Raw genomic sequence first — 16109 nt, forward strand, 5'->3', positions numbered from 1 at the left:
AATAAAATTCCAAGGGCTGGCAGCTGCCAGCCTTTTTTAATTAACTAAGCCTCTTTCCAAATTCCCTAAGTCGCTCACCGACGGTACATTCTGAAATGCAAAAATGATGTGCGGCTCTTTTTCCGAACTCCTTTTTTAAATGTTTATGCAAAAAGCACCCCTTACAATATTGTTCCATTATGTTTTCAACATTTTCAAAAAGTTCTTTTTTTGTCATGTTCTTCAAGCTGTTTCCACCCCGAATTTCTAGAGTAATTGTGTTTTAGCAAAAATCTCTTTCCCCTCAAGTGCCTGACTGGCCAGCTTATCTGCTTCTTTATTATCGTTCCTTGATATCGCAGTATATTTTGCTACGATCCCAAGGCTTTTAATTTTTTCTTCAATTCGGTTCAGCCAGTTATTTAGAACTTCTTCATAACAAGGCCACTCACCCTCAAGCTGTTTTAAAACAACCTGTGAATCCCCTTTTATTTCGCACGGGAGATGGTGAACCCCCAGCTCTTCAAGTAAGCTTAGAGCAAAGTATAGGGCTGCATATTCTGCTTCATTGTTCGTTTCCAATTCGTCAAATTGTTCGTTGGCTCGGATTCTGAACTTCTTTTTTCCTTGTTTAAAGAAAATAACAGCCCCAAGCCCAGCTTGATTGGATTCCTTCTGAAAACCGCCATCAAAGTAGAGAGTGACTTCGTGTGGGTCTTCTTCAATTTCAGAGTTAAGTTTTTTCACTTCTTTTAATGTCCAAGATGTCCCGATTTCATCATAGAATAAAAGGTCAGTAACCTTTCCTGACTTATCTAACTCTTCGCCAGCTTGTATGGCTACTTCTCCAGAAATAAATTCAGAGGAAAAAAGAATTTTTCCGTTTTCTTTTAATTTATACATCCATTCCAATTTATATTTCATTTTTTTCAACCTTTCTACTCTTCCTAAAATCTTGATCATTTCACTTATTCGTTATCATGCCCAGCTAGCAAAAGTAAAAAGCAGATTCATTTTTTATGACTGATTGTGAAAAATTATGATAAACTTTCAGTAACTATTCAGATGTGGAGGCTAACAAATTGATCGAAGTTTATATCGATGGTGCTAGTGCCGGAAATCCTGGGCCCAGCGGGGCAGGAATCTTTATCAAAGGAAATGGCCTTACTAAAAGATACTCGATTCCACTCGGAAACATTTCAAACCATGAAGCAGAATTTGAAGCTTTCATACATGCTTTAAAAATTTGCCTAGAAAATAAATTCACGGTTGTATCCTTTCGAACTGACTCAGAATTAGTTAACCGTGCTGTTGAAAAGGAGTTTGCAAAGAATCAACAATTTGCTCCATTACTTCAGGAAGCGTTGGAACTTTCCAAACAGTTTGATTTATTTTTTATGAAATGGATTCCAAGCAGTGAGAACAGGGTTGCTGATGAGCTTGCTAGAAAAGCCATTCAAAAAAGCAGAACAGGAGAAAAGTGACACCATGAAACAGCCAATTTTTGCTGATATCACTTTATTGCTCATTACCATAATTTGGGGTTCTACTTTTGTTTTAGTTCAAAATGCAATTGATTTCCTTAAGCCGTTTTCCTTTAATGGAATCCGCTTTTTTATTGCTGCTATTATTCTGATTTTTTGGCTGTTTTTATTTGAAAAAAAACAACTAAAGCAGTTAAACAAAAAACTCATCCTAACAGGAGTGTTCATTGGGGTTTGGCTTTTTCTCGGCTATGCAACGCAAACAATTGGCTTATTATATACACCTCATCCAAAGCAGGGTTTATTACCGGATTAAGTGTGGTTTTGGTTCCTTTACTTTCGATGCTTTTATTAAAGCAAACTTTAAGCAAAAATGCTATTATTGGTGTAGTCGTTGCCACAATTGGTTTGTTTTTGCTTACTGCAACAGATATATCGGGGTTAAACATTGGCGATGTGTTTGTGTTTATTTGTGCAATTTGCTTTGCCTTACATATTATTTTTACTGGTAAGTTTACCAGTCAGTACCCAACTCTCCTATTAACGATTATTCAGCTTTCAACGGTATCAGTACTTTCGATTTTTTCAACCGTTTTATTTGAAAATTGGCAAGCAGCCTTTCATACTGATGTTTTATTTTCTACTAATGTTTTTATAGCTTTAATCATTACATCTGTATTTGCAACCGCATTAGCTTTTTTGGCCCAGACAAAATTTCAAAAATTCACAACCACCACAAGAGTAGCACTGATTTTTGCGATGGAACCAGTTTTTGCTGCTGTTACTGGTTTTGCTTGGGCACATGACCGCTTGACAAATGATGCTATATTTGGCTGTACTCTTATTTTTTTAGGAATGATTTTACCTGAACTTCCTTTTAAAAAAAGGCTGCCAGGTCAAAAAGTATTACAAGAAGCAAAGAGAACTTCTTAAGCTTTACCAACTTATGATATAAAAACAACTCCCAAGTAGCAAACAGGGAGTTATTTTTTACTCAGGCGCTTTAAGCTTTTGTTCTTAAACCGCTAGCAATTGTTTTTCTTTTACATATAGTAAAGCTGCAACTCTTGTGTTTATTTTATTTGCTGTCAGTGTTTCCAGCAACGAAAGATAAAAACTGCCATCGAAGCTTTTCTGTGTCTTTAATGTCAGTTCTATCACTGTAATGATGATTTCATCAGAGGCGTTTGTATAGTGTTTTCCAAAATAGATAAACCCAGTCACATCCTCTTGAAAATGAAAACCCTTCCCCTGTAAGTCGTGTAAGTATTCTTCCACTGTCCGCAATAATGTAACTTCCTCTCCAACAAACTTTAAGCAATCTATTTAAAATCTTAACTGAAATTTCGTTTTTTTACTATCCTTTTTCGTACATACGTGCCCAATCATTCCAACAATAATTCCTAGCAACGCTCCCCCCATTACTTCATCTGGCTCATGGCCAAGCATTTCTTTTAATTTTTTTGGCGAATTTTCTTTGAACTGAACTTTTTCTTTATTTGAAACTTTCTCCATCAACTCATCTAATGAATTAACCTTTAGTGTAAGTTCACCTGTTTGCCGGCGAATGCCCTGGGCATCATACATAACAATCAACCCATAGACCAACGACAAAGCAAAGTCAAATGTGGGCAGACCTTGGCGTAAAGCAATATAGGTAGTAAGCGATGATACTCCTGCTGAATGAGAGCTGGGCATTCCCCCAGTTTGAAAAAACAAATCAGGCCTCCATTCCTTCTTTTTCATATAATGAATTGGAATTTTCAACCCTTGTGCCAATCCAATACTGAAAAGGGCCAAATAAACACCTTTATTCATATTCATTCACCTCTATTGTCCTAGCCTCAGCACCCGACGACTAGTGTACTTCGCACACCTACCTACCATAAGTCAACATCGAATCGACTATAGCTCCGTGTTTCCTTTATCTCAGTCGATGTGCTCCAGTCCATACGTCGCTGAACGGGTGCTTCCGCTTTTCTTTATTGTCTAGCTCCAGCACCCAGCGACTAGTGTACTTCCCACACCTCCCTACGATAAGTCAACATCGAATCGCTACGCTCTTCGTGTTTCCTTTATCTCAGTCGATGTGCTCCAGTCCATACGTCGCTGAACGGGTGCTTCCGCTTTTCTTTATTGTTAAGAAAGTTGTGTTTTATTATTCTCCATGGAAATACTAAAAACATTGGGAGGTGATGAATAATGGGTAAAAAAAAAGGGGCAAGCCGGGGAGTGAAGGCTCCTGGCGTAACTCCACAGGGCTATGGACAGGATGCTGAATTCGCTGAAGAACCCAAAAGTAAATTAGAAAATGCTGCTAAAAAGAAAAATACAAAGTAATGGAAAAGGCTGTCCTTAAGCGGACAGCCTTAGTTAAATTCAGGAAACAATTGCATCTTCTTGTGGAAGAATTCGCTGAAGACCACGAAGCTCCAAATCAGAAAATTTGTCGAGTACTTTTTCTTTTTCAAATTTAATCTTTGCCTCATCAAGGCTGCAGCTTACCGGGACATCACATTTTATTTTAGCAAGCCTTCTTGAAAGGTGAAGCATGTCGAGATCCTGCTCAATTTTTGTTTTATTTCCCTTTGAAAGCTTATCCAGATTCGAAATAATTCCCTCGACATGTTCATATTCCTGCAAAAGCTTTAAGGCAGTTTTTTCTCCAATTCCTTTTACACCTGGATAATTATCACTTGGATCGCCCATCAATGCTTTTAAATCGACCATCTGCTGTGGCTTAATCCCTTTATCTTCGAAAAAAGTCTTTGGTGTGTGTACCAGATAATTGCCATATCCCTTTTTCAGTAAAATGACCGAAATACTTTCGTCAAGCAGTTGAAGAATATCCTGATCCCCCGTTAAGATCGAAACATTGGCGTCAGCTTTGGCTTGGTTTGCTATCGTACCAATACAGTCATCCGCTTCAAATCCAACCTTGCCAATATTCGGGATATCAAATGCGCTCACAACCTCTTTTACTAAATCAAATTGCGGTAGTAACTCCACAGGTGCTTCAGATCGATTCGCTTTGTAGCCATCATATAATTCAGAACGAAAGGTTTTACTTCCCATATCCCAACAAACAGCAAGATGTGTTGGCTGAAACGATGAGATTGCAGTCATTAAATGCTTAATGAAACCGAAAATTCCATTTGTTGGAACTCCCTTCGAATTTATCATAAATTGCCCTGTTACAGCAGTCGCGTAATAAGCACGAAACAACAGAGCCATACCATCTACAAGCATGAGGGAAGGCTTTTGTTTTTCCAACTTGTTTCCTCCTCTTAAATGTTTATAAAAAATAAATGCCTTCCCATTATATCATAGGAAAGCATGTATCATTTAGATACGTCATTAAATACCTAAAATTTTCCAAATCCATTTATCAAGTTTATCAATCGATGATTGGATTTTTGGTATTTCATTTTCTTCGTCTGTCTCTATTAATGAAAACTGCAGCAACCTAATCAGATTCTCCACTTCTTTAGGGAGTAAAAGTTCATTATTTCTTTTTGCTTCCGTGATGGTGAAATAAGCTGAAGACATGTTTGAATAATTCGTTTTCGCATTTTCGATAAACTCAAATGGTGATCGGACTTTTTTTGTTTTCATGATACCTGTCCTAATTAACTCAGCCCGAACTGCCTGCAGCAATTGCTTTTGCTTTTTTAGAGAGTAACTTCCTTTGGATACTTCTATTATATTACGCTTACTAAGCGAACGATAGTGTTTAAATAATGCATAGGGAGAATAGTTTGTTTCTATCACCATTTTAAGCTGAGTTGAAAACTGGCCGATATCTTTGTAAATAATCGGAGAAAAAGCCCATTCATAGATGCTGGGATTGGACTTTGAGATCAGTTCAAAAGCTTTAAATAGATCAAACCCGCTTACATCGAATGGTGATTGGAAGTCCATTACCGATTGGGCCTTTTTTAAAGAAAGATATTGCTTTAAGCTGCGATGGCGATAGATGAAGCGAATATCAAAATCCGAATGCTCTCCGGCTAGCCCCCACGCCCTACTTCCAGCCTCACAGGCAAAGAGAATATCTAATTCATAGTCCTTTTCAATACTGGACAACCAATCATTCATTGATGCTATCACCCTTTATAAAAGTTCTGTTAATCTTTGTTGAACTTCAATTAATTGTTCGATTGGTACACCGCCGTCTAAAGCTGAAAGCAGACTTAAATAAAAGTCATCCACCTGTTCAGTCATTTGCTCTAGTAGCCCAGAAAACTCACCTTCAATTACATCCCCATATAGGGCAGCTACCCGTTTCCGTTCATTTTGTAAATATTCGTCAGCAGGTATGTCAAGAACATGATAAATTTCATCACTCATTAATTTTTTGTCATTTTTTTCAAAAAATGATTTTGGGTTTTTAAAATAAGCCATTGCTTTTGAGAATAGCTGATAATTGATATCTTTAAAAGCCATTTGAAATTGAATTTCTTGCTTATTGGTAAACTCAAAAGCTGAAAAAGATAGATCTTGGTTGACTTCAAGGAGTCTTTCAATAAGAGTAGTTTGATATTCTGCTGTTATTTTTTCCGCAAAGCGGTCAAGCCTTACAGTCGTTGCTCTCATTTCCTGTGCAAGGTCATACCCAATTTCCCCCAAAAATTCTTCCAACGAATTCTGCAAAGCTTTTTTAAGGTTTCGTCCATCATCACGTAATACAGCCGGATTAAATGCTTCTTTAAAGAAATCACCAAACCGGAAAAATACTCGTTGCTTTATATAATAAATTAATTCTTCCGTTTCCTGAGACAGACGATTTTTTAAATTTTCAGCTGTTTGTTGCTTGAGAATTGCATTTATTCTTGCTTTCTCTGCTTCAATATTCACCCGTTTTTGTTGCTTAACTGTAGCATCCTCTTTAGCATTATCAATAAGCTTTCCTACCAATTTATAAACACGATTTAGTTCATTCTCTGATGCAGTAACCGCCATGTTTGCTAAATCATTCGTAATAAAATGATAAAAAGCCTTTTCAAAATCTACCATACCCGAAACAGGAGTGGTTGTTTTTTCGTGTTTTTCCTTGAGCGCATTTAAACTTGACAAGGAATATAAATGCGGATTTCGAACCCCATATTTTAGCAGCTGCTCTTGTACATATTCAGCTACAGTTTCCTTCTCTTCCTCACTATCTGCCAGATCAATCGCATTAATAATAAAGAACATTTTGTCTAATTGGAATGAATCCTTAACGCGGCCAAGCTGAATTAAGAACTCCCGGTCTGCTTTTGAGAATGCATGATTATAATAAGTGACAAACAGAATTGCATCTGAATTTTTAATAAAATCAAAGGCTACACCGGTATGGCGTGCATTAATTGAATCTGCTCCGGGAGTATCAACAAGGGTGATTCCTTTGCGGGTTAACGGACAATCATAATACAGATCAATCCACTCGACAAAGCAGGATTTCTCTTCCTTCGCTACAAAATCGCTAAAATCAGTTATGGTTGTCTCCAATAATGTACCAAGCTGGTCCCTAAAAGCAGGATATCCCTTTTTAAATGCCTGTAAAAAAGTATAATTAGTCTTTTCAATCGGACCATCCTGACTCAAATGCTCGCCTATCTTTTCTACACTCGACAATGCAGCAGAAAGGTTCTCCGCATGAAGGTCAAATATTTTTAAGGCTTGATTAACATCCTCAAGCATTGCATGATCCTCTTTAAGCTTAACAAGAACAGTCCCATGACGATAGGATTCATTAACCGGTTTAATTTTATTTATTGCAGCTGTAGTTGGGTTCGGAGAAACAGGCAGTACCTTTTCCCCGATCAACGCATTCGCGAACGAAGATTTACCAGCACTAAATGCCCCAAATAAGGCAACAGTGAAGCCTTTATGATCTAATCTTTCTGCTTTCTCTTCCAATTCCCGGGCAAGCTTGCTAAAGCCTGGGAGTGTCTGAACTAGCTGTGATGTATTTAGCAGTTTTTCAACTGTATTCTTCGTCCGATCCGTTGCAGCGGGTAAGACAACCTCTTCTTTAGGGAGCGGCTCGTTCGATGATACATTCTCAGTTTTTTTCTTTGGGCTTTCGAATGGTATAGAATCCCCATAAACCACTTCGAATTCTTCATCATCTTGTTCAAATAGGTTAAATGGATCATTCTTCAGGTAATTTGATTGGATTAGCAGCTTATCCAGATTCGTTTTCTCAAGTTTAACTTGTGCTTCAACTCTTTTTACTTCCTCATATGCAGTTATATACCGTTCCAATCTTGCCGTTTCTTTGGATAGTCTTTCCTGAATTTCCGCATTTCGTTGCTTTAAAGCATCCAATAATTCTGTCTTAAGCTCCATTAAAGTGTTTTTAGCGGCCCTTTTTATTTCATTTGCAACATCATCCGTATAATTTAAAACATAGTCGCCTGATAGACGTGCACCTGCTTTAACAGCATCAGCTAACAATTCGATTGGGAAATGAACATGGAAATCTTGAGCTTTAGAAAGTAAGTCTGAATTGTCGATCCGCTTTTCTTTTACTAAACCGATCAGGAACTCGCGCAAGTGCCACTCTATCTGGGATTTGGTTTTATCAAGAATATCCTGATAAAAGCGAGTAAGTCTCGCCTGTCTCTCATCTAATGTCTTTTGTTTTGAAAAGAGGAATCCGACCTTAAATTCAGGCTGACATGACTCAAGGTAGGCCTCAGCCAATTCCCTTGTTTGAAACGGCATTAAATAGGCATTCTTCATAATTTGGTTAACCTCAGAATCAAATTCCTGTTCTGCCGTTCCAATACCATTACCTAATACTTTTAGCTCCTTACTTAGTTTGCCATAGGTTTCAGCTACTTCCTCTTGCTGGTTAACAGACAATTCATTGAGGATATTCTTGTAAGGCTCAAGCTCCTGATCATGCTTTTTCGTTGATGTATCCAGATGGTCTTTGATTATTTTTTGTAAAGAATGAAAGATGGATTGGATGAGTAAAGCATCCTTATCTTTTAACCTTTCCCCAATAAAATCCTTTAATTGGGAGAATTGATTAAATCCAAGGTCATCTCTTTTTAAAGAGGTATAAAAAATATCAGCCGGTTTTACTCCCCAGGATGCAAACGATTCAATCACGCTTGTTTTAAACTCATCGAAAGAAAGCTCCTCATTGGAGTGTTTATCAATTTGGTTAATAACCAAGTAAACTTCTTTTCCTGCCTCAGTTAACTCCTTTGTAAAAATAAAATTCAACTCTGATTGCACATGGTTATAATCCATAACGTATAAAATTAAATCGGCGAGGTGTATCGCTGATTCCGTAGCAATTCGATGCGCATCATCTGCTGAATCTATACCGGGAGTATCCATAATAACGGTATTAGTTGGTAATTGTGTATCTTGATGGCTGATCTCAACTTCCTTGATTTGATCCCCATCCTTACAGTAATTTTTCACTAGTTTATAATCATATGGTGCAAGGTATAAACGCGGTTTTTCATTTTTGAAGAATACCTTTGCGTACTCTTCGCCTGCCTTTACCTTTACCAGATTGGCACTTGTCGGAATTGGACTCGATGGCAGCAAATTTTCCCCAATCAAGCGATTAATCATCGTTGATTTTCCGGCAGAAAAATGGCCGCAAAAAGCAATAGCAAATTCCTCATTTTGTAGTTTACGCGCTAATTGCTTAACTTTTCCAGCGTTTTCTTGATCATGCTGGTTAAGTAAGTACTCATATGCAGTTAAAAGCTTCCCCTTTAATGTTCGAATTGTCTCCTGACGATCCACTGTTTGAATCATGAACTATTTCCCCTTATATATAACTTTGTAATAAGTTTTATTTTAAACGATAATTCAAACTTTTCCTATTCTTATATACTCTTATGCAAAAAAAAACTAGGGGTCCGTTTTCCCTAGTTTTTTCAATGTGCGACATTTTTTAATATGTGTCGTAAAATCATAGCATAAATAATTACTGTTCCACCTACAAAGACAAGAGTCATCCCCTACACCATCCTTAACTGCAACCATTATGAGAGCGTTTTCAATTTTACTTAATTTTATCATAACCGATAATCATTTTCAATCATCTTTGTTAATTGTAGATTTATCTATGATTTTCGGAAGGAACCGATTGCAGCCTGCAAATTTTTCTTTATATTCTGTTAAGGTGATTAATGCTTGTTCCTCCTCCGGGATCCGGATGAGTAGTACGATGATATTAAAGAAAGTAAACATGACTGCTGTAAAATAGGCATTAAACAGGAGCGGGATGATCAATAGTTCTAAAGAAACAACTGTGTAGTTGGGGTGTCTAATGAAACTGTATGGTCCACTTCGAATAATAGTTGCATTTGGCAGAACAATAATTTTTGTATTCCAATATTTTCCTAAGGATGAAATAGCCCAGACCCTAATCAATTGTGTAAGTATAAAAGCGATTGCTAACCACGGCCACATCAAGCTAATACTCTGATTTCTGAAAATCTTTTCGCCAAGTAAGACGATAAAAAAAAGAATATGCATAACCACAATATACCGATAATGCTTTTGGCCAAATTCAACTGCGCCTTGCTTCTTCATCCATTTTTCATTTTTTCTAGCAATAAAAAGTTCAATCATTCGCTGTAAAATAATGAACGCATAACAAAGGAGAAAAAGCTGGAGGTCCCTCATGAAGCCCACCTCAATAATAGTAATTCCGAGCTAAATCCTGGACCCAGTGCTGCGCAAAGCCCATATTCGCCATCTTCAATTTCTAGCTCCATATGCCGTTTCATGACAAAAAAAACCGTGGCGGAGGACATGTTGCCATACTGTTTTAATACTTCAAATGACAATTTTGTCATCGAAGGCTGAAAGCCTAAAGATTTTTCATAAGCATCGAGAACTTTCTTCCCCCCAGGGTGTGCGATAAAATAATGAATTTGTTCTAAGCTTATTTTACTTTCTTTCAACAATTGACTGACGTTTGGTTTTAACCAATCCTCAATGATGTGGGGAATATCGCGTGAAAAAACAACAAATAAACCTTCATTTTTTATATTCCAACCCATCACATTCAAAGAATCCGGCATCAGCCTGGATTGTACAGCCACAATGTAAGGACTTGCATTTTTTTTTCGAATTTTATTAATCCCAACACGATCACCGCAAACCAATGCACAGCCAGTCCCATCTCCGAATAACGATGTTCCGATCAAGTTACTCTTAGTGTGATCATTTCTTTGAAAAGTTAGGCTGCAAAGCTCCACTGATAAAACAAGTACCTTTGCATTGGGAAAGGCTAGGCAATACTCAGCCGCCCTTGATAAGCCCGAGACACCACCTGCACAACCAAGCCCCCAAATTGGAATACGCTTGGTGCTGGATCGAAACGGCAACACATTCATAATTCTCGCCTCAATGCTCGGAGTAGCCAAACCAGTCGTCGAAATGAAAAAAATAGCATCAATTTGCTCATATGGTATCTCTTCCTGTAAAAACAATTGGTTTTTCAAGCATTCATTTATCGCTTGTATGCCAAGTGTGACAGCTGCTTCAATATATGTATTGTTCTTTTCTTCAAAAGACCTATCAACCTTATACCAATCGATTTCTTTTACAAAATGCCTTTTTTCAATTTGTCCATTTTTAAATGCACATAGTAATCTTTCAATATCTCTAAACGAATCCGCAAAAAGATCTCTGGAAAATGTTATGACTTCATCCTGTTTTAATGCAAATGGGGGAACTGCTTCTGCAATCGAAATAATTGTTGGCATCCTTTGTACTCCTTCTCTATCTATTAGGAGTATTTTTTTCTTCTAGAAGTAAATTATTCCTATTTCGACATAAAAAAAGCTTCCCCCACCAAAGGGAAGCGAAACGTTTTGAAGGTGTTGTTGTGCCTCTCCATTATAACCACAGAATTATTAAATTTCATTGCCAAAACTTTTCCAATGCTTGCTTATCAATATTTAAAGTTTAAAGATGCAATAACCCTTAGAGCCTAATTTCTTTACATCATAGATTGTTTCTTAGGGCTGATATCCATACTTTGAAGTCCTTTCCCTTACACTCTTTTACATCCCTGCCAATGCACCTCAATCCAAATTTTCTTATTTGCCAACGTCCCGCAAATTTTACAAACTTCCTCTTTGTTATAAAGTAAACGGCAATGCTCGCAGTAAAATTTCTCCATATTAAAAGCACTCGCTTCCTAAAATATGCTTTTTATTAGTTTATTTCAACACAATTTAAGTGTGATAGAAATTCATCATAGCAACCCGTAGTTTCTTTCGAATAATTATATTCAACAACGTTAGTCACATCACTACTGTGATATTTCACATATTTTTCACATTCGCTATTAAGAATTCATGACTTTAATCACTGTGCTATCGCTTTTTCACTATTTACATAGTAGAAAATGAGTGAATGAACAATTTGTGAACTTTTAAAAATCATATTTTTATTTGCCATTTGTTTTGTATGATGAAAGAGAAATTATTGTCTTTTTTTAACTATTAAGAAGGGAGTGCAAGAGGATGGCGAATACGGAACTTAATTCAAATACGAAAACAGAAATTGAAGACAAATCTTCCCTGAAAGGCACCATGGTCTCAGTTAGTTTCTTGGGCCTATTCATCGTTGTCACTTGGGTAAGCGTATACTTCTTATTTCTCAGCCGTTTATAAAAATAGAAAGGGGAAAAGGCTATGCACATGCATAAATTAGAAAAAGTTTGGCTTAGCTTTGGGATTGTTGCGCTTATCGTCTTCTTATCTGTCATTGGTATAAGCGCTTTCTATCTGGGTAATAAGCCGCCTAGCTGTTTAGCAACAGTGAACTCAGAAAAGGTTGATCAAACTGCACCTTTTAATAAACCTGGGTTACATAAGGTTGAAGGAAAAGATTGGGATTATGAACTAGTCTTTGTGGCGTCAGCATTTAACTATAATCCAGGAACTGTCCAAGTACCACTTGGTGCAAAGGTTAAAATTATTGCCACAACAAAAGACGTTATTCACGGATTTGAAGTTGCCGGAACAGATATAAATATGATGCTTGAACCTGGATATGTCAGTGAATATACAGCAACATTTCATAAAGCTGGAGAATTTTTAATTGTTTGTAATGAATATTGCGGTGCAGGTCACGCTTTAATGACTTCCAAAATCGAGGTGGTAAAATAATGGAGAACCATACAACAAATATAAAAGTTGATCCACGGGATGCTAAATTGTCAATGGCCCACTTTTATGTCGCCTTTGCAGCGTTGGCGATCGGTGGTTTGATGGGACTTTTACAGGTTCTCGTTCGTTCGGGTAAATTTGAACTTCCCGGTGGAATTAGTTACTACGAAGTTCTAACTGTTCACGGTGTTTTACTTGGTCTTGTGTTAACTACCTTCTTTATTATGGGGTTCCAATATTCGGCTGTCAGTAGAACCGCTGGTACTCATTCAAAAGCTGCCCGTAGAGCCGGCTGGATCGGCTTCTGGATTATGCTAATTGGAACAGTGATGGCTGCAGCGATGATTTTGACGAACAAGGCATCTGTTCTTTATACTTTTTATGCTCCCCTAAAGGCACATTGGATTTTTTACCTTGGGTTAACATTTGTCGTTGTTGGAAGCTGGATCGATGGAATTGCCCAGATTATGACATATGTGCGCTGGCGCCGGAACAATCCGGGGAAACCCAGTCCACTATTAAGCTATATGGCAGTTGTTAATACTGTTCTTTGGATTGTTGCGACGCTGGGCGTTGCTGCCACTGTTTTAATTCAACTACTTCCATGGTCATTGGGATTGGTTGATCGTGTCGATGTATTAGTAAGCAGGACCTTATTCTGGTACTTTGGCCATCCGCTTGTTTATTTCTGGCTTTTACCTGCATATATGTGCTGGTATGCCATTATTCCAAAAGTTATTGGCGGGAAAATTTTCTCTGAACCATTAGCTCGTTTATCCTTTATTCTTTTCTTGCTTTTCTCTATCCCAGTTGGTTTCCACCATCAATTAACCGAGCCTGGGATTGATCCGGCATGGAAATTTTTACAGGTTGTCTTAACATTCTTAGTTGTCATACCTTCTCTAATGACAGCATTTGCATTGTTTGCGACTTTTGAACGGTTTGGCCGTTCCAAAGGAGCGACAGGTTTACTTGGCTGGCTTAAAAAGCTGCCATGGAATGATGCCCGCTTTACAGTACCGTTTATTGGAATGGCTGCGTTTATCCCTGCTGGTGCAGGTGGTATAGTTAATGCTTCAAACCAAATGGATCAAGTGGTTCATAACACGATTTGGGTAACTGGTCACTTCCATTTAACGCTTGCTACGTCCGTTGTTTTAACGTTTTTTGGGATATCTTATTGGCTGATTCCGCATTTAACAGGACGGATATTAACGAAAAAAATGAACAAGTTGGCGATCATTCAAGCATGGATTTGGTTTATTGGAATGACATTCATGTCAGGTGCCATGCATGCTGAGGGTCTGCTTGGCGCGCCGCGCCGCTCAGCCTTCTCAACCTATGGCGGTGCGAAGCAAGCTGCTGAGTGGATTCCATATCAAATTGCCCAAGCAATTGGTGGGTCCATTTTGTTCCTTGGAATCATTCTCGTCCTTGTTATTTTTGTGAATCTTGCCTTCTTTGCACCGAAAGGCGAAGAAGAATTTCCTGTCGCAGAAGCTGAGGATGCAAGTGAAGCATCACCAATGATATTTGAAAATTGGAAACTATGGTTAGGGATTGCTGTTCTTCTTATCCTCTTTGCCTACACGATTCCATTTATCGATATGATTCAAAATGCTCCATTAGGTTCAAAGGGCTTTAAAACCTGGTAAAAAGAAAAGCGGAAGCGCCCGTTTAGCGGCGTATGGACTGGAGCACACTGACTGAGATAAAGGAAACACGAAGAACGAAGTGATTCGATGTTGACTTATCGTAGGGAAGTGGGCGAAGTACACTAGCCGCTGGATGCTGGAGCTAGACAATAGAAAAGCGGAAGCGCCTGTATAGGCGCTTCCGCTTTTTAGTTGTTTAACAGATATACTTCTCTATATTTCTCAGTAAGATAATTAATTAAATATTGTGCATTTAATCCTTCACCAGTCACATCCTGGAGGATCTCAAGCGGTTTTTTCATTTTACCATATTGATGGATATTTTTATTCAGCCATTGTTTAATTGGGAGTAAATTCCCCTTTTCAAGTAATAGATCATAGTTTGGGAGTTCTTCAAGCATTTTATTTTTAAATTGGGCAGCATACATATACCCCAATGCATAGGAAGGGAAATAGCCAAAGCTTCCACCTGCCCAATGAACATCCTGTAAAACACCTTCTGCGTCGTTTTCAGGGCGGATGCCGAGATATTTTTCATACATTGCATTCCATGTATCTGGGAGGTCTTTCACCTCAATTTCATCATTAAATAAACGCTTTTCAATTTCATAACGAATGATAATATGCAGTGGGTACGTCAGTTCATCTGCCTCAATTCGAATTAACGATGCTTTTGATTCATTAATTGCCCGATAAAAATCATCCAAACTAATTTGGTCAAACTGCCCACTCGAATATGTCTTCAAAAGATCATAATTATGCTGCCAAAATGAATAGTTCCTGCCTACAAAATTTTCATAGAAAAGCGATTGAGATTCATGAATGCCCATTGATGTTCCTGAACATAGTGGAGTTCCAATAAGGTTAGTTGAAATATTTTGTTCATAGATAGCATGACCACCTTCATGTATCGTGCCAAAAACGGCTGTTCGAAAATCTTGTTCATCATATCTAGTCGTTACTCGAACATCACCTGGGTTTAATCCTGTCGCAAATGGATGAACTGTTTCATCCAATCGCCCTGCCTCAAAATTAAAGCCCATTTGCTTTAAAATATTTAAACTGAATTGCCGCTGTTTTTCTTTTGTAAATGTTTTAAATAGGAATCCCGATCTCGGTTTATTCAGTGAGTCTGCTACCTGTTGCACAAGAGGGACAAGTTTGTTTCTTAACTCGCTAAATACCTGATCAAGAATATCAACGGTTATTCCAGGCTCATACATGTCAAGCAGAGTATCGTACTTATTTCCATTGTACCCCCAGTAATCAATAAAACGCTTTGTCATTTCTACCAACTTTTCTAAATATGGCCGAAAAATCGCAAAATCAGAGTTTGCTTTTGCCTCTTCCCAGACACTCTCCGCTTTTGACTGGAGAATGACGTATTCTTTATATTCTTCTGCAGGAATTTTTTTATTTCGCTCATAATTTTTCTTGCATTCTTCAAGAGCCTTTCGGGAAATTTCAGAAATGTTTTTCCTTGTTAAATTAGCAATATAGGCTGCCATTTCTTCAGAAACTGACATTTTAAATACTTCAGAGGATAACATACCGATTACTTCTGATCTTTGCTCGATGCCGTTTTTCGGGGCGCCCGTTCGCAAATCCCAATAAATAAGGGCAAGTGCTTCATTATATGATGACATTTTCTTAACATACTCTAGAAATTCTTTTTCCTGCTGAACCGTATTTAAACTCATCCTCCATGCTCCTCTCTTTTTCTTTCCATATTTTATCATATTTTTTAAAGCTCATTCAAAATATGGATAAAAAAACAACAGAAACGCTTATTTCTGTTGTAGAATAGCTCTATAGTAAAAAAAGGGAATGGAATGAAAAATAAT

At 37.7% G+C, this 16109-nt stretch carries 15 protein-coding genes and 1 pseudogene; 6 read left to right on the top strand and 10 right to left on the bottom strand.

Annotated elements, in window-relative coordinates:
• Nucleotides 1-40: 40 nt before the first annotated feature.
• Nucleotides 41-217 (bottom strand): zinc-finger domain-containing protein, encoded by a 177-nt coding sequence (locus JN080_RS01120; RefSeq protein ID WP_256234345.1) that lies wholly within the window; start codon nt 215-217, stop codon nt 41-43.
• A 29-nt stretch (nt 218-246) separates the two neighbouring features.
• Nucleotides 247-903 (bottom strand): reverse transcriptase-like protein, encoded by a 657-nt coding sequence (locus JN080_RS01125; RefSeq protein WP_256234035.1) that lies wholly within the window; start codon nt 901-903, stop codon nt 247-249.
• A 158-nt stretch (nt 904-1061) separates the two neighbouring features.
• Between JN080_RS01125 and JN080_RS01130 the strand changes: the two genes are divergently transcribed.
• Entirely contained in the window at nt 1062-1463 is a 402-nt protein-coding gene (locus JN080_RS01130; RefSeq protein ID WP_256234036.1) for a reverse transcriptase-like protein, read from the top strand.
• 4 nt (nt 1464-1467) lie between these two features.
• A pseudogene (locus tag JN080_RS01135) lies at nt 1468-2396 on the top strand (DMT family transporter).
• Nucleotides 2397-2480: 84 nt separating this feature from the next.
• Here the strand turns inward: JN080_RS01135 and JN080_RS01140 are convergent.
• Together JN080_RS01140 and JN080_RS01145 are read right to left on the bottom strand one after the other, a co-directional pair.
• Nucleotides 2481-2750 (bottom strand): DUF6123 family protein, encoded by a 270-nt coding sequence (locus tag JN080_RS01140; RefSeq protein ID WP_256234037.1) that lies wholly within the window; start codon nt 2748-2750, stop codon nt 2481-2483.
• A 39-nt stretch (nt 2751-2789) separates the two neighbouring features.
• Nucleotides 2790-3281: a divergent PAP2 family protein gene (locus JN080_RS01145; protein WP_256234038.1), complete on the bottom strand. Its 492-nt coding sequence runs from the start codon at nt 3279-3281 to the stop codon at nt 2790-2792.
• 384 nt (nt 3282-3665) lie between these two features.
• On the opposite strand from JN080_RS01145, the gene sspL reads away from it, so the two are divergent.
• A complete protein-coding gene (sspL, locus tag JN080_RS01150; protein ID WP_256234039.1) occupies nt 3666-3803 on the top strand; it encodes a small, acid-soluble spore protein L in 138 nt (45 codons plus the stop codon).
• A gap of 39 nt (nt 3804-3842) precedes the next feature.
• On the opposite strand, the gene JN080_RS01155 is transcribed toward sspL, so the two are convergent.
• From JN080_RS01155 to JN080_RS01175, 5 genes are all read right to left on the bottom strand, one after another.
• Entirely contained in the window at nt 3843-4736 is an 894-nt protein-coding gene (locus JN080_RS01155) for a 5'-3' exonuclease (protein WP_305473553.1), read from the bottom strand.
• Nucleotides 4737-4820: 84 nt separating this feature from the next.
• Nucleotides 4821-5561 (bottom strand): nucleotidyltransferase domain-containing protein, encoded by a 741-nt coding sequence (locus JN080_RS01160; protein WP_256234040.1) that lies wholly within the window; start codon nt 5559-5561, stop codon nt 4821-4823.
• 15 nt (nt 5562-5576) lie between these two features.
• A complete protein-coding gene (locus tag JN080_RS01165) occupies nt 5577-9233 on the bottom strand; it encodes a dynamin family protein (protein WP_256234041.1) in 3657 nt (1218 codons plus the stop codon).
• A gap of 282 nt (nt 9234-9515) precedes the next feature.
• Nucleotides 9516-10109, bottom strand: a complete 594-nt coding sequence (locus JN080_RS01170) for an isoprenylcysteine carboxyl methyltransferase family protein (protein WP_256234042.1) — start codon at nt 10107-10109, stop codon at nt 9516-9518.
• The gene (locus tag JN080_RS01175) at nt 10106-11197 is read right to left on the bottom strand and encodes a type III polyketide synthase (protein WP_256234043.1); all 1092 of its coding nucleotides are present in this window, start codon (nt 11195-11197) and stop codon (nt 10106-10108) included. Before JN080_RS01175 ends, JN080_RS01170 begins: the two co-directional genes overlap by 4 nt.
• Before the next feature lie 765 nt (nt 11198-11962).
• Here JN080_RS01175 and JN080_RS01180 point away from each other — a divergent pair.
• The 3 genes from JN080_RS01180 to JN080_RS01190 are packed head-to-tail and all read left to right on the top strand — an operon-like array spanning nt 11963 to nt 14265.
• The gene (locus tag JN080_RS01180) at nt 11963-12112 is read left to right on the top strand and encodes a cytochrome c oxidase subunit 2A (RefSeq protein WP_256234044.1); all 150 of its coding nucleotides are present in this window, start codon (nt 11963-11965) and stop codon (nt 12110-12112) included.
• A gap of 21 nt (nt 12113-12133) precedes the next feature.
• Complete coding sequence (locus JN080_RS01185) at nt 12134-12610, top strand: cytochrome c oxidase subunit II (RefSeq protein WP_256234045.1); 477 nt, start codon at nt 12134-12136, stop codon at nt 12608-12610.
• The gene (locus tag JN080_RS01190; protein WP_256234046.1) at nt 12610-14265 is read left to right on the top strand and encodes a b(o/a)3-type cytochrome-c oxidase subunit 1; all 1656 of its coding nucleotides are present in this window, start codon (nt 12610-12612) and stop codon (nt 14263-14265) included. Before JN080_RS01185 ends, JN080_RS01190 begins: the two co-directional genes overlap by 1 nt.
• Nucleotides 14266-14453: 188 nt before the next feature.
• On the opposite strand, the gene JN080_RS01195 is transcribed toward JN080_RS01190, so the two are convergent.
• A complete protein-coding gene (locus tag JN080_RS01195; RefSeq protein ID WP_256234047.1) occupies nt 14454-15965 on the bottom strand; it encodes a carboxypeptidase M32 in 1512 nt (503 codons plus the stop codon).
• Between the last annotated feature and the right edge of the window lie 144 nt (nt 15966-16109).

This window comes from Bacillus sp. EB600 (assembly GCF_024494385.1).
Lineage (GTDB): Bacteria > Bacillota > Bacilli > Bacillales > Cytobacillaceae > JAEVLT01.